We start from the raw sequence: 20,644 nt of genomic DNA on the forward strand, positions 1-20,644 counted from the left end.
ACTATGCGCGGGAAACGAGCCTCTCCGCAATGCCAATACCCGATCCCGTTTCTATTCAAGACAAAACCATTATGCCTCAATAACTTGATCCGCCTTTACACAGGACTGTCCGACACCTGTCCTTATGGTGTCCACAGCTTATCCACAGCCCCCGCGCATGGCCCCGCCGCAAAATCCGGCGCCATCGACGCGCCCGCCATTGTCTGGCTCCATGCCGCTTCCCATAGTCGTTGGCGTCTTCCCCCCGACCGCCGCCCCCCAGGCGAGCGGCATCCCAATCGGAGTATGCTCATGACAGGAACGATCGCCATTCAGCCGCTGGACGGCACGGGCAGCTTCAATGCCTATCTTGCCGAACCGGCGGGCACGCCGCGCGGCGCGATCGTGGTGATTCAGGAGATTTTCGGCGTCAATGCCGGTATCCGCCGCAAATGCGATCGGCTGGCAGAGGCCGGGTATCTGGCCATCGCGCCGGATCTGTTCTGGCGGCTGGAACCGGGGATCGAGCTGGATCCCGATGTCGAACCGGAATTTCAGCGCGCGCTCGACCTGATGGGTCAGTTCGATCAGGATCGCGGCATTCACGATATCAAGGCGACGATCGACGCGGCGCGCGAACGGATTGGCGGCGGCAAGGTCGGCGCCGTCGGCTACTGTCTTGGCGGGCGGCTTGCCTATATGACCGCGGCACGGACGGACGTGGATGCAACCGTCGGCTATTATGCGGTCGGCATCGACAATCTGCTGAACGAAAGCCAGGCGATTTCACGGCCGCTGATGCTGCACATCGCCGGCAATGACGGGTTCGTTCCCGCCGATGTTCAGGCCGCAATGCACGCGGGCCTTGGCGATCATTCGCAGGTCATCCTGCACGACTATCCGGGCGAGGATCACGGCTTTGCCACCGAAATGGGCAAGCGTCGTTCGGAAAGCGCGGCGCAGATGGCGGATCAGCGGACCGCCGAATTCTTCGCCAGCCATATCGGCTGACCCAATGAGAAGGGCGGCGGGATCATCCGCCGCCCCATTCCATGCCGGTGCCTCAGGCGAACAGGCTCAGGATACCCGGCGTTTCACCGCCGCCGACCCATCCTTCATAGATCATGCGGAACGCCACGAACACGATCACCGCCAGGCCGATATAGGCGATCCAGCGATACCGGTCGATCAACTGGGCGATGGCATTGGCGGCCAGGCCCATCAGCGCCACCGACAGCAACAGGCCGACGACCAGGATGCCCGGATGCTCGCGCGCCGCACCGGCGACGGCCAGCACATTGTCCAGGCTCATCGACACATCAGCAACCGCCACGGCCCATGCCGCGCCGACAAAGCTCTTGGCGGGCTTCAGGCCGGAATCCTCGTCTCCCGAAACTTCCGGCGATCCGGCGCTCTGCCCCGCACCCTCCCGGATTTCCCGCCAGAATTTCCAGCTGACCCACAACAGCAAAAGGCCGCCGGCAAAGATCAGGCCGACAATGCCCATCAGCCAGCTGACGATCAGCGCAAAGGCGATGCGCAGCACCAGCGCCGCGCCAATGCCGATCAGGATCACCTTCTTGCGCTGATCCGCGGGCAATCCGGCGGCCAGCGCACCGACGACGATCGCATTGTCGCCGGCCAGCACCAGGTCGATCATCAGCACCGAACCGAATGCAGCCAGCGCCGCCGGCTCACCCAGGTTGGAAAAATCCTTGACGATGTTGGCCCAGATGTCGGCGGGCGACCCCAGCCCCTGGGCGGCAACGGCAGCATGATAGAACAGATCGAGCATTCCGCGCTCCTAATGACGATGGCGGCCACCGCCAAGCGGAACCGCCATCGTCTGAACATTGCTGGCTTCTATGGGTTGCAGGCGATGGTGCCACCGCCTGCAAAACGCATCACTGATTCATGGAATCGAAGAAATCGTCGTTCGACTTGGAATCCTTCATCTTGTCGAGCAGGAAGTCCATGGCGTCGGTCGTGCCCATCTGCATCAGGATGCGGCGCAGGACCCACATCTTGGACAGCTTGGACTTGTCGACCAGCAGCTCTTCCTTGCGGGTGCCGGACTTGCCGACGTCCATCGCCGGGAAAATGCGCTTGTCGGCAACCTTGCGGTCCAGCACGATTTCCGAATTGCCCGTGCCCTTGAACTCTTCAAAGATCACTTCGTCCATCTTGGACCCGGTATCGATCAGCGCGGTGGCGATGATGGACAGCGAACCGCCCTCTTCGATGTTGCGGGCGGCACCAAAGAACCGCTTGGGCCGCTGCAGCGCATTGGCATCGACACCGCCGGTCAGCACCTTGCCCGATGACGGGACGACGGTGTTGTACGCGCGGCCAAGCCGGGTGATCGAATCCAGCAGGATGACGACATCCTTCTTGTGCTCGACCAGGCGCTTGGCCTTTTCGATGACCATTTCGGCGACCTGCACGTGACGCGTGGCGGGCTCGTCAAAGGTGGAGCTGACCACCTCGCCCTTCACGCTGCGCTGCATGTCGGTCACTTCCTCGGGCCGCTCGTCGATCAGCAGGACCAGCAGGAACACCTCGGGGTGATTGTCGGTGATCGCCTTGGCGATGTTCTGCAGCATCACCGTCTTGCCGACGCGCGGCGGCGCGACGATCAGCGTGCGCTGACCCTTGCCCTGCGGGCTGACGATATCGATGACGCGGGCGGACTTGTCCTTCTGCGTCGGGTCGAACGGGTCCAGCTTCAGCTTCTGGTCGGGATAAAGCGGGGTCAGGTTGTCGAAATTGACGCGGTGGCGCACCGCATCGGGATCGTCGAAATTGACCTTGTTCAGCTTGGTCAGCGCGAAATAGCGTTCGCCGTCCTTGGGCGCGCGAACCTCGCCCTCCACGGTATCGCCGGTGCGCAGGCCGAATTTGCGGACCTGATTCGGGCTGACATAGATGTCGTCGGGACCGGCCAGGTAATTGGCCTCGGGCGAGCGCAGAAAGCCAAAGCCGTCCTGCAGCACTTCGATGGTGCCTTCGCCCATGATCTGTTCGCCGTTATCGGCCTGCGCCTTCAGGATGGCGAACATCAGGTCCTGCTTGCGCAGCGTCGAGGCGCTTTCCACGCCCAGCGCTTCGGCCATGCCGACCAGTTCGGCCGGCGGTGTCTTTTTCAAATCTTTAAGGTGCATCGGATGAATCCGTAGGAGCTTGGGGGGAAATGCCGGCGCAGTTCAGGACGAACGCGCACTGGGCGGGCAAGAAAGCGGGACAGGGGCGGTGAATGGCCGCCACCCGCTATCCCTTCAGGTAAGCGGCCCGCCCTGCCCCGTCAAGCGGATCAGAAGGGCTGAACGATGGCCAGAATGACGATCAGCGTGACAGCCAGCGCCGGCACCTCGTTCAGCATCCGCAGCTGGCGGGGTTTCAACGACGCCCGCCCCTTGGCCAGGCCCTTGGCATAGGCGACCGCCCAGCCATGATATCCGGACAGCAGGACGACGATCAGCAGCTTGGCATGCAGCCATCCCAGCCCCGGCTGCCCGTCGAACAGGCCCAGATGCGCCGCCAGGACCAGCCCCAGCACCCACACCAGGATCAGGCTGGGCGTCAGGATCATCTTGCGCAGCTTTGCCTCGCGCTCGATCCAGCGCGCGGGTTCCGCCGGATCGCCCAGCCCTTCCTGATGATGGACCAGATAACGCGGCAGGATGAACAGCCCGGCCATCCAGAAAATGACGAAGATCAGATGCGCTGCCTTCACCCATGGATAGGCAAGGCCCAGAAATCCCGTCACGACGTCTTTCCTCCACGCAGTCTGGCCAGCGCCTGCTCGACATGAGCGATCGGCGTATCCTGCTGGATGCCATGGCCCAGGTTGAACACATGCGGCCGGTCGCCCAGCGCATCGACAATCCCGTCAATCGCATCGTCCAGCACCGCGCCGCCCGCAATCAGCGCCAGCGGATCCAGGTTCCCCTGCACCGGCATCCCGGCGGGCAACGCAGCGGCGGCCCAGCGCGGATCGACCGTCTCGTCCAGCCCGACCGCATCGGCCCCGGTTTCGCGGGCATAGGCGGCCAGCTTGCCACCCGCCCCCTTGGGAAAGGCGATAATCGGCGCGTCGGGATGCAGCGCCTTCAGCCCCGCGACGATCCGCGCGGTCGGCGCGATGACCCATCGTTCGAACTGTGCGGGGCTCAGCGATCCGGCCCAGCTGTCGAACAATTGCACCGCATCGACGCCCGCCTCGATCTGCTTGGCCAGATAAGCGATGGTCATCGCCTCGATCCGGTCGACCAGCGCCTGCATCAATCCGGGATCGGCATGGGCCAGCCGCCGCGCCTCGGCCTGTTCGCGGCTGCCCTGTCCGGCGATCATATAGGTCGCAACGGTCCACGGGCTGCCCGCAAAGCCCAGAAAGGTCGTGCTGGCCGGCAATGCCGCCCGCACGCCGCGCACGGTGGCATAAACGGGGTCCAGCGCCGATGCGTCCTCGATCAGCGTGTCCAGCGTCGCGCCATCGGTAATGGTGGGGGCCAGGCGGGGACCTTCCCCGGTTTCGAACCACAGCTTCTGGCCCAGGGCCATCGGCACGACCAGAATGTCGGAAAACAGGATCGCACCGTCGAACCCGAACCGGCGGATCGGCTGAATGGTGATTTCCGTCGCCGCCTCCGGATCCATGGCCAGTGCCAGGAAGCCGCCCTTCTCCGCCCGCAACGCCCGATATTCCGGCAGATAGCGGCCGGCCTGCCGCATGAACCAGACGGGGGGAGGATCACGCCGCTCGCCGCGCAGAACGGCCAGCAGGGACTTGTCGGTCGGGGAATCGGACAGAGCGGGCTCTCCCATCTATAAAAGTAAAAGAAATAGAATCTGGTTGAAGTGATGGTTGGTCCGTGGACAGGGCGGAATTAGCCGCTCGTGCCGGAAATGCCAACAGCTTGACGTTGGCGGACGGCGAGAACGCGGCGATTCACCCGCTCTGTCCACATCGTCCACATTCTGTGGATAACATCATCCCCCTGTCGACGGGGATGTGGACAATCGCCCGCTTATCCACGCCTCGATGCGGCTTGGCGGAAGGGCGGGGTTGCGCTAGCGCTTGTTCGCCCGCTTATCCACAGGAGCATCGACAGCGCCCGTGCAACTGCATCTCCACCTGCTCTCGGACTCGACCGGCGAGACGCTGGAGAATATCGCAAAGGCCGCGCTTGCGCAGTTCGACGATGTCGAGACGATCCGCCATTTCTGGCCGATGGTGCGCTCCGAAACGCATCTTGAGCGCATTCTTCAGGAAATCGCCCAGAAACCGGGCTTGGTGCTGTTCACGCTGGTGAACCGCGACATTCGCCGGATGCTGGAAACCCGCTGCATGGCGCTCGGCCTGCCGCTGGTCGCGCCGCTCGATGCGGTCAACGACGCGCTGACCAGCCTGCTGGGTCAGGAAATGAAGGCGCGGCCGGGGCGTCAGCACGCGCTGGACGCGGCCTATTTCGCGCGCGTCGATGCGATCCAGTGGACCATCGCGCATGACGACGGCGTCGGATGGGACGATTGGGAGGATGCCGACATCCTTCTGGCCGGCGTGTCCCGATCGTCAAAAACGCCGACCAGCATCTATCTGGCCAATCGCGGGTACAAGACGGCGAACATTCCCATCGTGATCGAAAGCCCGCCGCCCCCTGCCCTGTTCACCCTGCACCGGCCGCTGATCGTCGGCCTGACGACCAGTGCGGAACGGCTGATCCAGGTGCGGCGCAACCGCCTGCTGTCGCTCAATCAGGCCCCGGAAACCGCCTATGTCGATCAGGATGCGGTGAACCGGGAGGTCGCCTATGCCCGGCGGATGTTCGCTGACAATGGCTGGCCGGTCATCGACGTCACCCGCCGTTCGATCGAGGAAACGGCCGCCGCCATCGTCACCCTCTATCAGGATCGCCAGAACCCGTCGTGACGCTCGTCCTTGCATCGACCAGCCAGTCCCGCCGCGCCATGCTGACCGCGGCGGGCGTGCCGCATGAGGCGCTGGCCAGCGGCGTGGACGAAGATCCCGTCAAGCAGGCGCTGATCGCCCGCGGCGCGCCGCACCGCGACATCGCCGATGCGCTGGCCGAGCTGAAGGCGGTGAAGGTCAGCCTGATGATCCCGCCTGCCCTGGTGCTGGGCGGGGATTCGGTCGTCGCGCTCGACGATGGCCGGTTGCTCGACAAACCGGAAAGCCGGGAACAGGCGGCGGAGCATCTGCGGATGCTGTCGGGCCGCACCCATGATCTGTGGTCCGCCGCCGTGATCGCTGAACAGGGGCGCGCGGTGTGGCGCTTCGTCGATCGCGCCCGCCTGACCATGCGTCCGCTCAGCGAGGTGTTCATTCAGGGCTATCTGGATGCCGAATGGCCCGCCATCGCGGGATGTGTCGGCTGTTACCGGATGGAGGGGCCGGGGGTTCAACTGTTCGCCCGGGTGCAGGGCAGCCATTTTACCATCCTGGGCATGCCGATGCTGCAAATTCTGGATTATCTGCGCACTCGCGGGGAAATGACGTCATGACTGTCCGTGCCGAAGTGATCGGCGATCCCATCGCGCATTCGAAATCGCCGATGATCCACCGGTTCTGGATCGACGCCCTTGGCCTCGATGCCGATTATCGCGCCGTCCATGTGACGCCGGACCGGCTGGGCGATTATCTGTCCGCCGCGCTGGCCGATCCCGACTGGCGCGGGTGCAACGTCACCATCCCGCACAAGCTGGCGATCATGGATCATGTAGATGATCCCGGCGACATTCGCGGCACCATCGGCGCGATGAACACCCTGCTGCGTCAGCCGGATGGCGGCGTGATCGGCACCAACACCGATGCCGCCGGATTCTATGCCCCCATCGCCGATTTCGACCTTGAGGGCGCGCCCGTTGCCGTGATCGGCGCGGGCGGCGCGGCGCGGGCCGTGCTCTATGCCCTCAAACAGGCGGGCGTGGGCGATGTGACGATGCTCAACCGTTCCCCGCTCAAGGCGATGGGCCTGCTTTCCGTCTTCGGCCTGCGGGGTCAGGTGCTGCCGCTGGATGCGCCGGTGCCGCCCGTCGCGCTGCTGGTCAACGCCAGTTCGCTGGGGATGACCGGTCAGCCGCCCCTGTCCGTCGATTTGGGCGCCCTGCCCGACGATGCGCTCGTCTATGACGCGGTGTATGCGCCGCTTGAAACCGGCCTGCTGGCGGCGGCGCGGGCGCGCGACCTGGAAACGGTGGATGGCCTCGAAATGCTGATCGGCCAGGCGGCGATCGCGTTCGAACTGTTTTTCGGCGCTGTGCCGCCGCGCGACCGGGACGATGAACTGCGCGCCCTGTTGACCGCATGACGTCATCGCGGCGCCCCGGCCCGCTGATCCTTGGCCTGACCGGCTCGATCGGCATGGGCAAATCCACCGTGGCCGCGATGTTCCGCGACCAGGGCGTGCCGGTGTTCGATGCCGATGCCGCCGTTCATGTGCTTCAGGGGCCGGGCGGCGCGATCCTGCCCGCGATCGAGGCGGCGTTTCCCGGCACCACTGGTCCGGGCGGCGTCGACCGGGCATTGCTCGGCGCAACGGTGTTCGGCAACGACGATGCGATGCGGCGGCTGGAGGGGATCGTCCATCCGGCCGTAGCGGCGGAGCGCCGCGCCTTTCTGGCCGCCCATGCCCATGCGCCCCTGGTCGTGCTGGATATCCCGCTCCTGTTCGAAACCGGCGGCGAGTCGCAGGTGGATCTGGTCGCCGTCGTCTCTGCCCCGGCCCCCGTTCAGCGCGCGCGCGTGCTTGCCCGGCCCGGCATGACGCCCGAAAAATTCGATGCCATCCTGTCGCGTCAGATGCCGGATGCGGAAAAAAGGGTGCGGGCCGATCATCTTATCCCGACGGGCGGCACGTTGGCCGAAACAAGCGACGCCGTGCGTGCCCTGATCGCTTGCCTGTCGGGCCGGACGGGTGAATAATCTGCGGGATGAGGGAAATCATCTTCGACACCGAAACCACGGGACTCAGCTTTTCGGCCGGGGACCGGCTGGTGGAAATCGGGTGCGTCGAAATGATCAACCGGGTCGAAACCGGCCGGGTCTTTCACGCCTATGTGAACCCGGAGCGCCCCATGCCCGCCGCGGCACAGGCGGTTCACGGCCTGTCCGATGCCTTTCTGGCCGACAAGCCGCTGTTCACCGACATTGTCGACGATCTCCTCGCCTTTATCGACGGCGATGCGCCGCTGGTCGCCCATAACGCCTCGTTCGACTTCGGCTTTCTGAACGGCGAACTTGGGCTGTGCGGCCGCCCCATCGTCCCGCTCGACCGGATGGTGGATACCCAGGCGATTGCCCGCGTCCGCCATCCCGGGGCCAAGCACAGCCTGGATGCGCTGTGCGCCCGGTACGGCATCGATCAAAGCCGGCGGACCTTTCACGGCGCGCTGCTCGATGCGCAGCTTCTGGCCCAGGTTTATGTCGAACTGTCCGGCGGGCGACAGATCGGCCTTGGCCTTTCCGAGGAACGCAGCGACGCGATCGCCGTTTCTGATGCCTTGGTCGAACAGGTTGTCCGGCCGCCCCGTCATTTCGCGCCTTCTGAGGAGGAGCTGGCGCGCCATCGGCGCTTCGTCGCCGATCTCACCTCGCCTCTCTGGGGGGAGGAAACCGTTCACTAGAGGCTGTCTCCGGGCCGCTTGTCGCGCCTGGTTCAGCGTCCAAAATCATTGGAGAATGCCATGGAAATCCGTGTCTCGGGCCATCAGGTCGATACCGGCGCCGCCCTTAAGGAACATGTCGCGACCCGGCTTCAGGGAATTGCCGACAAATATTTCTCGCGCGCGCTATCGGCTCAGGTCACCTTCGGCCGCGGGCCGCATGACAACGGATTTACCTGTGATGTCGTCGCCCATGTGATGCAGGGGCTGATCCTCAAGGCATCGAACATGGCGATGGAGGCGCATCTGTCGTTCGATGGTGCCGCCGACAAGATCGAAAAGCAGCTGCGCCGATACATGCGCCGCCTGAACGACCGCCATGCCAGCGATGCGATCGCAGCGGCCGAAACCTTTGCCTATGACAATGCCGGCTACACCGTGTTCACCGTGCCGGCCGACGATGTGGAAGAGGCGCCGGAACCCGCCGATGCGCCGGTCATCATCGCCGAAACCCGGGTCGATGTGCCCGATGCCAGCGTGTCGGACGCGGTGATGATGCTCGACCTGCGCAATACCAACGCCCTGTTGTTCAAGAATGTGGGGACGGGCGCGTTCAACATGGTGTATCGCCGCCACGACGGCACCATCGGCTGGGTCGAACCGAACCGGGCCTGACCGAACGACGGAAGAACCAGTTTAACGCCATGCACAACCTGTCCGATCTGATCGACCCCGGCTGCGTCTTTGCCGGGGTCCATATTCCGACACGAAAGGCGCTGTTCCAGTTTCTGGGCACTCAGGCTGAACAGCAGTTCGGCCTGAACGCCCGGCTGGTGACCGATGCTCTGGGTGACCGGGAAAAGCTGGGCTCGACGGGCTTTGGGGGCGGCTTTGCCATGCCGCACGCCCGCCTGCCCCAGGTCGGCCGGGTGCGCGGCCTGTTCGTTCAGCTTGCCGCGCCGATCGATTTCGGCGCGGTGGACGATCTGGGCGTCGATCTGGTCTGTGCCCTTCTGTCCCCCGAACAATCGGGTGCCCGGCACCTGAAGGCGCTGGCGCTGGTGTCGCGCACCTTTCGCGACCGCACGGTGCGCGAACAGCTGCGCGGCGCCCAGTCGCGCGATGCGATGCTTGCCCTTCTGAACGCGATTGATGCCCGCGACGCCGCCTGATCCGGCCGCCGGGGGACAACATGGGGCGGCGGCGCATTTTCGTGCGCTCGAATCGCTCTATGCCGCCGCACCCATCAACCGGTTGTTCCTGTCGCGGCTGGAAATCCCGGAACTGGGCGTGGCGCGCATCCATTTCGAACTGGACGAACGCTATTTCCACGCAGCCGGCGCAGCGCACGGCACCAGCTATTTCAAGATGCTGGACGACGCCGCCTTCTATGCCGCGAACAGCCGGGTCAGCGACCGCTTCCTGCTGACCACCAGCTTCAACCTGTTCTTCACCCGGCCGTTGCGAAAGGGGCCGGTGATTGCCGAGGGCCGCTGGATCAGCGGCGAACGGCGCGTCTATGTTGCCGACGCCCGCCTGATTGACGCTGATGGCGAGGAAGCGGCGCGGGGCACCGGCACGTTCATGCGGTCGCAGATCGCGCTGGCCACCCTTCCCGGCTATCGCCTTGCCGACTGACATGGCCCGGCTGACCGCCCAGTTCCGCGTCCAGGCGCTGGTCCGCCGGGTCCATGCCGCTGGCGGATCGGCGATGGTGCTGGCGCGCGGGGATGAAACGGCCGGCGCGCTGCTGATCATCGCGGGCGATCGCGGCACGGGCTGGCAATGTTTCGAACGCGGCCTCGATGCCACGGGCCATCCCGCTGCCATCGCCAGCGGCCCGGCCGATGCCGACGATTCTGCGCTTGCCGAATATTGGCAGCGACGGCGGCGAAACGATCCTGACCTCTGGGTGGTCGAGGTGGATGTCGCGCAGGCGGAACGGTTCGCCGCTGAAACGATCCTGTCGGGTTGACATTCCGCAGTGCGAAATGGATAGGCCCGCGCAATGAATTCGCGTTGTGCTGGCCGGGGTGCGATCCCGCCAGTGACGCAGTCGGGGGGTTGCCCGGTTTCGTGGTTCCGGTGAACGGAACAATGCGAAGCACGCGCTCTCACCGCACATTGACAGTTTCGAATGTCCTTTTCTGCCCGCGCGGCGATCTCGTCCGCGCTCCTCCTCGGCACCGCAATTCTGGGTGGTGCCTCAGTCCCCGGCCGGGCCGTCACCCCTGAAGCCGTCGTGGACAAACCCCTGCCCGTGACGGGCAGTCTTTCCCGCGAAGCCGTGCCCATGATGGGCCCTTCTGCCGAAATCGTGCAGCCGCTGCCGGCCGAAACGCCCGCTCCGGATGCCGATGATGCCACCGACGGCGCCGACGATCTGTCCTTCGACACGCTGGCCGCAGCCGTCGAGGCGCAGGAAACGCCCCGCGATCTGGACGAAGAGCTGCGCTGCCTCGCCACCGGCATCTATTTCGAGGCAAAGGGCGAGCCGCTGTCCGGCCAGCTTGCCGTTGCCAAGGTCATCCTGAACCGCACCGAATCGGGCCGGTTCCCCCGCAATGTGTGCAGCGTGCTGACCCAGCCGGGCCAGTTTTCGTTCGTGCGCGGCGGCCGGATGCCCAGCGTCAACACTGACAGCCGCAGCTGGCGCACCGCCGTCGCCGTGGCACAGGTGGCGACCGACGATCATTGGGCGAACCCGATGCCCGGCGCGCTCTATTTCCATGCCCGCACCGTCTCGCCGGGCTGGCGTCTGGCGCGGCTCGGCGCGGTCGGCAATCACGTCTTTTATCGCTAAGGCGTTGCTGACCTCTGGTCAGTGTTCCAATTTTGTTCTAGTCATGGGCGATGCGTAGCGTATCGTCGCCCCTGACAGACACTCCGGCCGCCGACCCCCCGTTGGCGGCCGGGGTTGCTCGCGGTGTGACGCGGCTGTTCCTCAATCACGATCTGGCGACGCTGGGCGAGGTTTCGTTGCCCGGCGGGCGGCGTGCCGATCTGATGGCGGTCGATTCGCGGGGCGGCATCGTGATTGTCGAGATCAAGGTCAGCCGGGCCGATCTGCTCGGCGACGGAAAATGGCCGGATTACCTCTGCTGTTGCGACCGCTTCTACTGGGCCGTGCCTGCCGGTTTCGATCTGTCGCCGCTGATGGGCGATGCGTTCCTGCCGGAACGCACCGGCATCATCGTGGCCGACCGCTATGGCGCGGCGATTGTCAGAGAGGCGCACAGCGTCCCCCTGGCCGCTGCCACGCGCAGGAAACTGACGCTCGGCTTTGCCCGCCGGGCCGCCCGGCGGGTCACCGCGCTGATCGACCCCGACGCCCCGGCCGTCGAAACGCTGGGGTGATCGCCCCTGCCCTTGCCCGATCAGCCGGTGGGGCCGGAAACCGCCGCCGCCTTGGGCTTGGGCGCCGTTTCGATCAGCCGCAACAGCACCGGGTTGCGCGAATCGCTCTTGGCATAATCGCGCGCAGAACTGCCCGACATGTTGTCGGTCTTGTCCGGATCGGCCCCCGCTGCCAGCAACGTGCGAACCATGTCGACATTGCGCAGCTGCACCGCCCGGATCAGCGGCGTTTCGCCGCGGGCATTGCCCTGATTGAAATTGGCCTTGTACCGGACCAGCACGTCGATCGCCTCGGGAAAGTTCTGCTCCACCGCCAGCATCGCGGCCGTATTGCCCTGCCCGTCCTGCACGTTCGGATTGCCGCCATTCGCGAGCAACAGCCGGACGAACAGCAGGTTGCGCTTCTTGACCGCGATGTGCAGCCCGGCCTCACCCGTCGACCGGTCGCGCGTGTCGATGATGCGCTGCCCCGGCTGGCCCAGGATTTCGCGGACCTTGCCCAGCTCGCCATCCCGAACGGCTTCCAGAAACTGATGGCTTTTCGACGTTTGCTGTGCGGCAACGGGGGCGGCAGCCGCGATCGCCACCATGACCGGGGCGGCGAAATGGATCCAACGCATCTATTCAGACTCTCAACCGATGACCTTGAGTTCGCGTCCCTATCAGATCATGGCTGATCGCACCATGAATCAAGCCCCGTTTCGCACCGCCCTGTTCGCCCTCGCGCTCGGCCTTGCCGCGTGCAGCCAGCCCAGCCAGTCCCCCCCGCTGGAAGGGGCCAGGATCGGCGGCCCCTTCGCCCTGACCGGCGCTGACGGCCGCACCGTGCGCGACACTGATTTCGCGGGCAAATACCGCATCGTCTATTTCGGCTATACCTATTGCCCCGATGTCTGCCCGGTCGACATGGCCAATATCGGTCAGGGGGTGAAGCTGTTGGCAAAGTCTGATCCGGATGCCGCATCGCGCGTCGTGCCGATCTTCATCTCGATCGACCCCGCCCGCGATACGCCCGAAGTGGTCGGCAAATTCGCCGCCAATTTCGGCGACACCGTCGTCGGGCTGACAGGGACGCCGGAACAGATCGCCGCCGTCGCCAAAAGCTATGCCGCCATCTATTCCAAGGAAGGCGATCCCAAGGCGAAGGATTATCTGATGAGCCACACCAACATCGCCTATCTGATGGGCCCGGATGGCAAGCCGATCGCGCTCCTGCCCGCCGAACAATCGGGGCAGGCCGTAGCGGACGAGCTGGGCAAATGGGTGAAATGACCGGCGACCGCTTCTGGGAAGACCGGCCGCTCGACCAGCTTGACCGCGCGCAGTGGGAGGCGCTGTGCGACGGTTGCGGCAAATGCTGCCTGCACAAGCTGGAGGACGAGGATAGCGGTGTCCTCTACGCCACCAATGTCGCGTGCAAATTGCTCGACCGCAAACAGGGACAGTGCACCGATTATCGCAATCGCCGCGCTTATGTGCCCGAATGTGTCCGGCTCAGCGCGGCCAATGTCGATCGCATCGAATGGCTGCCCCGCACCTGCGCCTATCGCCTGCGCGCGGCGGGCGAACCGCTGCCCGAATGGCATTATCTGGTCTGCGGCGATCGGGAAGCGGTGCACCGCGCCGGCGAATCGACGCGCGGCTGGACGGTATCCGAACTGGATGTCGGCGATCTCGAACATCATCTGGTCGATCGCGAACTGTGACCGCCGCCATTCAGGTGCGGCGCCATCCCCGTGCCCGGCGCATGAAGCTGGCGGTCGATCCGCTCGACGGCACCGTCACCCTCACCCTGCCGCCCCGCGCGGCCCTGGCCCCGGCGCTCGCCTGGGCACAGGGGCAACAGGGCTGGATCGCCGCGCAACAGGCGCGGGTACAGGGGACGCTGGCCATCGCCGACGGCACGCGCCTGTCGCTTGAGGGGGCAGAGGTCACCATCCGCTGGACCGGCCCGCGCCGTCATGCCCCGGAACTGGCCGATGGCGTGCTCGGCTGTGGCGGCCCGCCCGAACGAACGGGCGCGCGCGTGCTCCGCTGGCTACAGGATCGGGCTCTGCTTCGGCTCAGCGAGGATACTGCCAATTATGCCGCTCGCGCGGGCGTCCATGTCGCCGGGGTCGGCATCGGCGATCCCCGCCGCCGCTGGGGCAGCTGTGCGTCCAGCGGCATGATCCGCTATAGCTGGCGGCTGATCCTTGCCCCGCCCGATGTGCGCCGCGCGGTTGCCGCGCACGAGGTGGCGCATCGCCTGCACATGAACCACGGCCCGGCCTTTCACCGGGCGTGGGAGGCGCTGTACGGCACCGATCCCGCCCCTGCCATGGCCTGGCTGCGCCGCAACGGGCGGCACCTGCACCGGATTACGGCCTGATCGTCATTCCTCGCCGGTCGGCGGGCGCTGCGTCGGGCGGGCGACCGGCGGCGGCTCGCGATATCGGGGCTGCGGCTGGGGTGTCGGCACGGTCGTGATGATGCGCTGCGGACCCGGCGCGGGTTCGCGCGCTGGCCGCTGTTCCCCGCCCGTCCCCTTGGTCGCCCGGTCCAGGAAATCGTCGAAACTCTCGTCCTGCTGCGGGCCGGGCTGCCGGTCGTCGCCGGGATAGCCGGACCCGGCCCCCTCGCCCACCGGATTACCGTCCTCATCCACGAAACTGCCATTGTCCGGCGATCCGTAATAGGATTCGGCATCCGGTTCGGTCTGCCATTCGGGCAGCGTGACTTCGGTGGCAAAGGGGACGACGGGCCGGTTGGCAACGGCGGGCTTCATGAACGAGGCAAAGGCGCGGGCGGGCGCCGTCCCCCCCTGCAACCCGTTGACGGCGCGCGCATCGTCGCGGCCCATCCATACCCCGGTCGTCAGCCCGCTGGAAAAGCCCAGGAACCATCCATCCTTGTTGGAACTGGTCGTCCCGGTCTTGCCGGCCACCGGCCGGCCGATCTGCGCTGCCTTGCCGGTGCCGGTGTTGACCGCGGTCTGCAACAGGTCGGTCATCTGCGCCGCGACGAACGGGGCGACCAGCACGCGCGACGTATCCACTTCCTGGGAATAGATGGTGACGCCGTTCGCGGTCACGCGCGTGATGCCATATGGGGCGACGGCCACGCCGTTCTGCGCCACCGATGCAAAGGCGCGCGTCATGTCGATCAGGCGCACGTCGGCGGTGCCCAGCACCATGGCGGGCTGGGTATTGATCGGCGACGTGACCCCGAACCGGCGGGCCATGTCCGCGACGGTGCCAAAGCCGACTTCCTCGCCCAGCTTGGCGGCGATGGTGTTCAGTGAATAGGCAAAGGCGGTGCGCAGCGTCACGTCGCCCACAAACCGGCCATTGCTGTTGCGCGGGCTCCATCCGTTGATGGTGACGGGTTCGTCCACCACCATGTCGTCGGGCTTGTACCCCGCCTCCAGCGCGGCAAGATAGACGAACAGCTTGAACGCCGACCCCGATTGCCGCTGCGCCTGGGTCGCGCGGTTGTAGATGGAGGTGACGTAATCGGTGCCGCCCACCATGGCCCGCACCGCGCCGTCCGAATCGAGCGAAACCAGTGCACCCTGCGCCCCGCGGGGCACGTTGCGGTCGATCGCTTCGTCCGCCGCGCGCTGCATGTTCAGGTCGATGGTCGTCCACACCTCCAGCGGCGCCTCGCGTTCGTCGATCAGCAGTTCCAGCTGCGGCAACGCCCAGTCGGTGAAATAACGCACGCTGTTCTCGCGCGGCTGCGGGATCAGCCGCACCTCGCTGGGCGTGGTCGCATTGGCCTCTGCCTGACTGATCGCGCCGGTTTCGACCATCAGGTCCAGGACAACCCCGGCCCGGCCCACCGCCGCCTCTGCATCGGCGGACGGGGAATAACGGGACGGCGCCTTGACCAGCCCGGCGATCACCGCCGCCTCGCCCAGCGACAATTCGGTGGCGGGATGGCCAAAGAACCGCCGCGACGCCGCATCGATGCCATAGGCGCCGCCGCCGAAATAGACCTTGTTCAGGTACAGCTCCAGGATCTGTTCCTTGCTGAACTTGCGCTCCAGCGCCAGCGCCAGCACCATTTCCTGCAGTTTGCGGCTGACATCATATTTGTTGGACAGGAATATCGTCCGCGCCACCTGCTGCGTGATGGTGGACGCGCCCTGCAACCGGCGGCCATTGCCCCAATTGTCCCAGGCGAATTTGGCGATGCGCGCCAGTGCGACCGGATCGACGCCGGGATGGTTTTCGAACCGGCGATCCTCCACCGCAATCATCGCCTCGCGCATCGGGCGCGGGATCTGGTCGTGCGGGATCCATTCGCCATAGCTGGGGCCAAGCGACAGGATCACCGATCCGTCCGCCGCGCGCACGCGGATCATCTGGCCATTGGGCGATGATTTCAGCGCCTCGTAACTCGGCAGCGATGCCCGCGCGGAATAAACGGCGATGATCAGCGCGATCAGCGCGGCGATGCCGATGGCCGCACCGATGCCGACCGCCCACAGCAAGATGCGCCGCCAGCGGGAAGGATTTGCCGATGTCTTGCGCTTTACCATGGATGACGCGGTGAATAGGCCGCGCGCGGGCGGCAAACAAGCGCCCTTTCGGGCACCATGACGTCAGTCCGCGTCGCGCGGCCGGAATTCCAGTGCGACGGAGTTGATGCAATAACGCAGGCCCGTGGGCGGCGGGCCGTCGGGGAACACATGGCCCTGATGCCCGTCGCACCGCGCACAGACACATTCCACCCGCACCATGCCATGGCTGGTGTCGCGATGATTGGTCAGCGCGTCCTCGGTGATCGGCTGGGTAAAGCTGGGCCAGCCCGATCCGCTGTCATATTTGTCGGCGCTGTCGAACAAGGGCTGGCCGCACCCGGCACAGACATAGATGCCATCGCCCTTGTTGTCGGTCAGCGCGCCGGCAAAGGCCCGCTCGGTCCCCGCCTGACGCAGCACCTGATAGGCGGCGGGGGACAGGCGATCGCGCCATTCGGCATCGGACAGGATCAGTTTTTCCATAGGGGCGATGTGTGGTGCCGCACGTGGATCGTCAATCGTCCGCCGCGCTTGTATTCGCACGCTCGGCGGTTCATCGACAGGGTCATGCACAGCCGAAAGGGGCAGATCGACCGCGATTTCGCGCTGCTGTTCGCCGTGATGCTGGTCATCGCGGCGGGCAATACCGCGCTGCAATCGGTGTTGCCCGCGCTCGGCCGCTCGCTGGGTGTGGCGGACAGCGCGGTTGCGGCGGCCTTTTCCGTCTCGGCGCTGCTCTGGGTGGTGGCGGCGCCGTTCTGGGCGCGGCGGGCCGACCGGCAGGGGCGCCGGGCGATGGTGCTGCTCGGCATCTGGGGCTTTACCGCCTCGATCCTCGTCTGCGGCCTGTTCCTGATGGCCGGGATCAACGGCTGGATCGCGCCGGTCACTGCCTTTGTCTTCTTTGTCGGCGGGCGGCTGATCTACGGGATGTTCGGCGCGGCGGCCCCGCCGGCGGTGCAGGCCATCGTCGCCGCGCGCACCAGCCGCGCGGATCGCACCCGCGCGCTCGCCCTGATCGGTTCCGCCTTTGGCCTTGGCACCATCCTTGGCCCGGCCTTTGCGCCCTATCTCGTCCTCGGGTCCGTCGGCGGCGTGGAAATCGGCCTTTCCGGTCCGGCCTTCATGTTCGCGCTGGTCGGCGCGGTCGTCGGGCTGACGGTCATGCGCCTGCTGCCGGTTCAGGGGATGGGCGATCCCGCGGCAAAGGGCGCGGCCAACAGCTATCCCAGCATCGGCGGACAAAGCTCGGGCGCGGCCGTCACCGCCGCGCTGGCCGATGCGGGGGAACAGCTCGGCTATTTCGATCCGCGCATCCGCATCTGGACGATCATCGGCCTGGTCGCCGGCCATGCCCAGGCCATGGCCGGACAGGCCATCGGCTTCCTGATCATCGACCGGCTGGCGCTGGCGCCCTCGGCGGCGCTGGAACCGACCGGCATCGTCCTGATGATGGGGGCGGGGGCTGCGCTGCTGGTGCAATGGGGGATCATCCCCATCCTCAACCTGTCGCCCCGCGCGCTGGTGCTGTGGGGCAGCCTGCTGGCCGCCATTGGCTGTGCGTGGATCGCGCTGGCCAATGGCCTTTATCCCATCGCCACCGGCTTTGCCCTCGCCTCGATGGGATTCGGTTTTGTCCGGCCGGGCTTCACCGCCGGTGCCTCGCTGGCGGTGGGCGCATCGGCACAGGGATCAGTGGCTGGCAAGGTCACGTCGATCAACGGCGCGGCCTTTGTCCTTGGCCCATCGATCGGGGTGGCGATGTACGAGCTATGGCGGCCGCTGCCCTATGGCGTTGCGGCCGCCGCGCTGCTCCTGCTGCTCGGCTATGCGCTCATCCAGTTCCGCCGGGCCTAGCGCCTATCCCTTCGGCCCGCGCCCCTCGACCATGCCGGGTGCGATGAACCCGATCGGCTGGATCGCCATCGCCCCCTGTTTCAGCCGGTCGGACATGGCGCGATATTCCTCCTCCATGTCCGGCGTCACCGATGCGCGCGATTCGCCGATGGCGGCATCGAAATGCGCCGCCGTCACCGCCACCGCATCCAGCCGCTCGCGCAGCGCGATCAGGCCCGCACGCCGCACCACATCCTCCAGGTCCGCGCCAGTATATTGCGGCGTCCGCCGGGCAATGTCGTCCAGGTCAACGTCATCGGCCAGCGGCATCTTTTCCGTCTGGATTTTCAGGATGCGTGCCCGCCCCGCCTGATCCGGCACGCCGACATAGATCAGCTCGTCGAACCGCCCCGGCCGCAGCAGCGCGGGATCGATCAGGTTGGGCCGGTTCGTCGCGCCGATCAGGACGACCGACTGCAATTCCTCCAGCCCGTCCATCTCGGCCAGGATGGTGTTGACCACCCGCTCCGTCACCTGCGGCTCGCCCATGCCGCCGCCGCGCGCGGGGACCAGCGAATCGAGCTCGTCGATAAAGATGACGCATGGCGCCACCTGCCGCGCCCGCGCGAACAGCCGGGCGATCTGCTGCTCGCTCTCGCCATACCATTTGCTCAGCAGGTCGCTGGATTTGGTCGCGATGAAATTCGCCTCGGCCTCCCGCGCCACCGCCTTGGCCAGCAATGTCTTGCCGGTGCCGGGCGGGCCATAGAGCAGGAATCCCTTGGCCGGCCGGATGCCCAGCCGCCGGAACGCCATGGGATCGCGCATCGGCAGCTCGACCCCCTCCTTCAACCGCATCTGCGCATCGTCCAGCCCGCCGATATCGTCCCAGCGGATGGTCGGCGCCTGCACCATCACCTCGCGCATCGCGCTTGGCTGCACGCGCTTCAGCGCCTCGACGAAATCGCGCCGCTCGACGCATAGGCTGTCCAGCACCTCGGGCGGGATGGTCTGTTCGGCCAGGTTCAGGCGCGGCATGATCCGCCGCACCGCCTCGATCGCCGCTTCCCGTGTCAGCGCGGCAATGTCCGCCCCGACAAAGCCGAACGTCGTGCGCGCCAGCTCGTCCAGGTCGACATTGGTATCCAGCGGCATCCCGCGGGTATGGATGCCGAAAATCTCCCGCCGCCCCGGCTCGTCCGGCACGCCGATGATGATCTCGCGGTCGAACCGGCCCGGCCGGCGCAGCGCCTCGTCAATCGCATCGGGCCGGTTGGTGGCCGCGATCACGACGACATTTGCCCGCGCCTCCAGCCCGTCCATCAGGGTCAGCAGCTGCGCGACCAGCCGCTTTTCCGCCTCGCCCGACACGCGGTCCCGCTTGGGCGCGATCGAATCGATCTCGTCGATGAACACGATGCTGGGCGATGCCTTGGCCGCTTCCTCGAACACCTGACGCAGCCGGCTTTCCGATTCGCCATAGGCCGAACCCATGATCTCCGGCCCGTTGATCAGAAAGAATTGCGCATCCGATTCGTTGGCGACGGCGCGGGCCAGCCGCGTCTTGCCCGTTCCCGGCGGCCCGTGCAGCAGCACGCCCTTGGGCGGATCGACGCCCAGCCGCTGGAACAGCTCCGGATATCGCAGGGGCAGCTCGACCATCTCGCGCAGCTGGTCGATGGTCGGTCCCATGCCGCCGATATCGTCATAGGTGACGTCGGCCCGGCGGGCGTCCGCCGGCTCCTCATAATCGGGGCGCAGCTCGATTTCCGTATCCTGATCGATATGCACCACGCCGCGCGGCGTGGTCGCGATCACCGACAGGCGGATTTCCTGAAGCGCATAGGCGGGCGCGCGCAGATGCTGCGCCACCTGCGGCGGAATGTCGGACACGCGCTGCTGGCCGACCGTCGCCACGATGTCACCCTGGCACAGCGGCCGCCCGAAAAAGGTGCGCTTCAGCGCCTGGCTCGACCCCTGCAGCCGCAGATTCTGCTGCGCGGGGGCCAGCACGACACGAGTCGCGGCCTTGCTCTCGGCCTTGCGGATCTCGACGAAATCGCCCGAACCGACGCCCGCATTGGCGCGCTGCAACCCGTCGATGCGCAGGATCGCCAGCCCCTCATCCTCGGGATAGGGATAGACGGCGCGGGCCGGGGTCGCGCGCTTGCCGACAATCTCGATCACATCGCCTTCGGCCAGGGCCAGCGTCGCCATCAGTGCGCGGGGCAGGTGGGCCAGGCCACGGCCGCTATCCTCCGCACGGGCGTGCGCCACCTGCAACCGGTGAACCGGCTTTTCCTCATCGGCCATGCGCGATTGTCCTCCGTTCGCCTATAGAAC

Annotated in this window: 24 protein-coding genes; 16 read left to right on the top strand and 8 right to left on the bottom strand. The window is 66.1% G+C overall.

The window, feature by feature from the left end:
* The first annotated feature begins 291 nt into the window (after window positions 1–291).
* Entirely contained in the window at window positions 292–990 is a 699-nt protein-coding gene (locus tag NYR55_RS08490) for a dienelactone hydrolase family protein (protein WP_260020798.1), read from the top strand.
* 52 nt (window positions 991–1,042) lie between these two features.
* On the opposite strand, the gene NYR55_RS08495 is transcribed toward NYR55_RS08490, so the two are convergent.
* The 4 genes from NYR55_RS08495 to hemE all read right to left on the bottom strand — a co-directional run bounded on the left by NYR55_RS08495 (window position 1,043) and on the right by hemE (window position 4,788).
* Entirely contained in the window at window positions 1,043–1,774 is a 732-nt protein-coding gene (locus NYR55_RS08495; RefSeq protein WP_260020800.1) for a TerC family protein, read from the bottom strand.
* Window positions 1,775–1,883: 109 nt separating this feature from the next.
* Window positions 1,884–3,140 carry a transcription termination factor Rho gene (gene rho / locus NYR55_RS08500; protein ID WP_260020802.1) on the bottom strand — a complete coding sequence of 419 codons (1,257 nt, stop codon included), beginning with the start codon at window positions 3,138–3,140 and terminating at the stop codon, window positions 1,884–1,886.
* Between the two features lie 149 nt (window positions 3,141–3,289).
* On the bottom strand, window positions 3,290–3,745 hold the full coding sequence (locus tag NYR55_RS08505) for a CopD family protein (RefSeq protein ID WP_260020803.1): 456 nt from the start codon (window positions 3,743–3,745) through the stop codon (window positions 3,290–3,292).
* Window positions 3,742–4,788 (bottom strand): uroporphyrinogen decarboxylase, encoded by a 1,047-nt coding sequence (hemE, locus tag NYR55_RS08510; protein WP_260021607.1) that lies wholly within the window; start codon window positions 4,786–4,788, stop codon window positions 3,742–3,744. The genes NYR55_RS08505 and hemE overlap by 4 nt, the downstream gene beginning before the upstream one ends.
* A 307-nt stretch (window positions 4,789–5,095) precedes the next feature.
* Here hemE and NYR55_RS08515 point away from each other — a divergent pair, with 307 nt between their 5' ends.
* From NYR55_RS08515 to NYR55_RS08565, 11 genes are all read left to right on the top strand, one after another.
* The gene (locus NYR55_RS08515; RefSeq protein ID WP_260020804.1) at window positions 5,096–5,908 is read left to right on the top strand and encodes a pyruvate, water dikinase regulatory protein; all 813 of its coding nucleotides are present in this window, start codon (window positions 5,096–5,098) and stop codon (window positions 5,906–5,908) included.
* Window positions 5,905–6,501 carry a nucleoside triphosphate pyrophosphatase gene (locus NYR55_RS08520; RefSeq protein WP_260020805.1) on the top strand — a complete coding sequence of 199 codons (597 nt, stop codon included), beginning with the start codon at window positions 5,905–5,907 and terminating at the stop codon, window positions 6,499–6,501. Before NYR55_RS08515 ends, NYR55_RS08520 begins: the two co-directional genes overlap by 4 nt.
* Window positions 6,498–7,307, top strand: coding sequence for a shikimate dehydrogenase (locus tag NYR55_RS08525; RefSeq protein ID WP_260020806.1), 810 nt, complete (start codon window positions 6,498–6,500; stop codon window positions 7,305–7,307). Before NYR55_RS08520 ends, NYR55_RS08525 begins: the two co-directional genes overlap by 4 nt.
* Entirely contained in the window at window positions 7,304–7,921 is a 618-nt protein-coding gene (gene coaE, locus NYR55_RS08530) for a dephospho-CoA kinase (protein WP_260020807.1), read from the top strand. Before NYR55_RS08525 ends, coaE begins: the two co-directional genes overlap by 4 nt.
* Window positions 7,922–7,929: 8 nt before the next feature.
* Window positions 7,930–8,622 carry a DNA polymerase III subunit epsilon gene (gene dnaQ, locus NYR55_RS08535; RefSeq protein ID WP_260020808.1) on the top strand — a complete coding sequence of 231 codons (693 nt, stop codon included), beginning with the start codon at window positions 7,930–7,932 and terminating at the stop codon, window positions 8,620–8,622.
* 60 nt (window positions 8,623–8,682) lie between these two features.
* Window positions 8,683–9,276, top strand: a complete 594-nt coding sequence (raiA, locus tag NYR55_RS08540) for a ribosome-associated translation inhibitor RaiA (protein WP_260020809.1) — start codon at window positions 8,683–8,685, stop codon at window positions 9,274–9,276.
* A 29-nt stretch (window positions 9,277–9,305) separates the two neighbouring features.
* Window positions 9,306–9,773: a PTS sugar transporter subunit IIA gene (locus NYR55_RS08545; protein WP_260020811.1), complete on the top strand. Its 468-nt coding sequence runs from the start codon at window positions 9,306–9,308 to the stop codon at window positions 9,771–9,773.
* Complete coding sequence (locus tag NYR55_RS08550) at window positions 9,754–10,239, top strand: PaaI family thioesterase (RefSeq protein ID WP_260020812.1); 486 nt, start codon at window positions 9,754–9,756, stop codon at window positions 10,237–10,239. The genes NYR55_RS08545 and NYR55_RS08550 overlap by 20 nt, the downstream gene beginning before the upstream one ends.
* Before the next feature lies 1 nt (window position 10,240).
* Window positions 10,241–10,576 (top strand): DUF1491 family protein, encoded by a 336-nt coding sequence (locus NYR55_RS08555; RefSeq protein ID WP_260020813.1) that lies wholly within the window; start codon window positions 10,241–10,243, stop codon window positions 10,574–10,576.
* Window positions 10,577–10,738: 162 nt separating this feature from the next.
* Window positions 10,739–11,404: a cell wall hydrolase gene (locus NYR55_RS08560; RefSeq protein WP_260020814.1), complete on the top strand. Its 666-nt coding sequence runs from the start codon at window positions 10,739–10,741 to the stop codon at window positions 11,402–11,404.
* A 50-nt stretch (window positions 11,405–11,454) separates the two neighbouring features.
* Window positions 11,455–11,958: an MmcB family DNA repair protein gene (locus tag NYR55_RS08565; RefSeq protein WP_260020815.1), complete on the top strand. Its 504-nt coding sequence runs from the start codon at window positions 11,455–11,457 to the stop codon at window positions 11,956–11,958.
* Window positions 11,959–11,978: 20 nt separating this feature from the next.
* Here the strand turns inward: NYR55_RS08565 and NYR55_RS08570 are convergent, their stop codons facing one another.
* On the bottom strand, window positions 11,979–12,578 hold the full coding sequence (locus tag NYR55_RS08570) for an ankyrin repeat domain-containing protein (RefSeq protein ID WP_260020816.1): 600 nt from the start codon (window positions 12,576–12,578) through the stop codon (window positions 11,979–11,981).
* Between the two features lie 64 nt (window positions 12,579–12,642).
* Here NYR55_RS08570 and NYR55_RS08575 point away from each other — a divergent pair, with 64 nt between their 5' ends.
* Genes NYR55_RS08575 through NYR55_RS08585 form a run of 3 tightly spaced genes read left to right on the top strand, consistent with a single transcriptional unit; the run spans window position 12,643 to window position 14,329 of the window.
* On the top strand, window positions 12,643–13,230 hold the full coding sequence (locus tag NYR55_RS08575; protein WP_260020817.1) for an SCO family protein: 588 nt from the start codon (window positions 12,643–12,645) through the stop codon (window positions 13,228–13,230).
* A complete protein-coding gene (locus NYR55_RS08580; protein WP_260020818.1) occupies window positions 13,218–13,664 on the top strand; it encodes a YcgN family cysteine cluster protein in 447 nt (148 codons plus the stop codon). Before NYR55_RS08575 ends, NYR55_RS08580 begins: the two co-directional genes overlap by 13 nt.
* A complete protein-coding gene (locus tag NYR55_RS08585; protein WP_260020819.1) occupies window positions 13,661–14,329 on the top strand; it encodes a M48 family metallopeptidase in 669 nt (222 codons plus the stop codon). The genes NYR55_RS08580 and NYR55_RS08585 overlap by 4 nt, the downstream gene beginning before the upstream one ends.
* A gap of 3 nt (window positions 14,330–14,332) precedes the next feature.
* Here NYR55_RS08585 and NYR55_RS08590 read toward each other — a convergent pair whose 3' ends face one another.
* A complete protein-coding gene (locus NYR55_RS08590; protein WP_260020820.1) occupies window positions 14,333–16,483 on the bottom strand; it encodes a PBP1A family penicillin-binding protein in 2,151 nt (716 codons plus the stop codon).
* A gap of 63 nt (window positions 16,484–16,546) precedes the next feature.
* On the bottom strand, window positions 16,547–16,948 hold the full coding sequence (msrB, locus tag NYR55_RS08595; RefSeq protein WP_260020821.1) for a peptide-methionine (R)-S-oxide reductase MsrB: 402 nt from the start codon (window positions 16,946–16,948) through the stop codon (window positions 16,547–16,549).
* 84 nt (window positions 16,949–17,032) lie between these two features.
* On the opposite strand from msrB, the gene NYR55_RS08600 reads away from it, so the two are divergent.
* A complete protein-coding gene (locus tag NYR55_RS08600) occupies window positions 17,033–18,322 on the top strand; it encodes an MFS transporter (protein WP_260020822.1) in 1,290 nt (429 codons plus the stop codon).
* 3 nt (window positions 18,323–18,325) lie between these two features.
* On the opposite strand, the gene NYR55_RS08605 is transcribed toward NYR55_RS08600, so the two are convergent.
* A complete protein-coding gene (locus NYR55_RS08605; protein ID WP_260020823.1) occupies window positions 18,326–20,614 on the bottom strand; it encodes a CDC48 family AAA ATPase in 2,289 nt (762 codons plus the stop codon).
* Window positions 20,615–20,644: the final 30 nt, after the last annotated feature.

The organism is Sphingomonas sp. BGYR3, from assembly GCF_025153455.1.
Taxonomy (GTDB): Bacteria; Pseudomonadota; Alphaproteobacteria; order Sphingomonadales; family Sphingomonadaceae; genus Sphingomonas.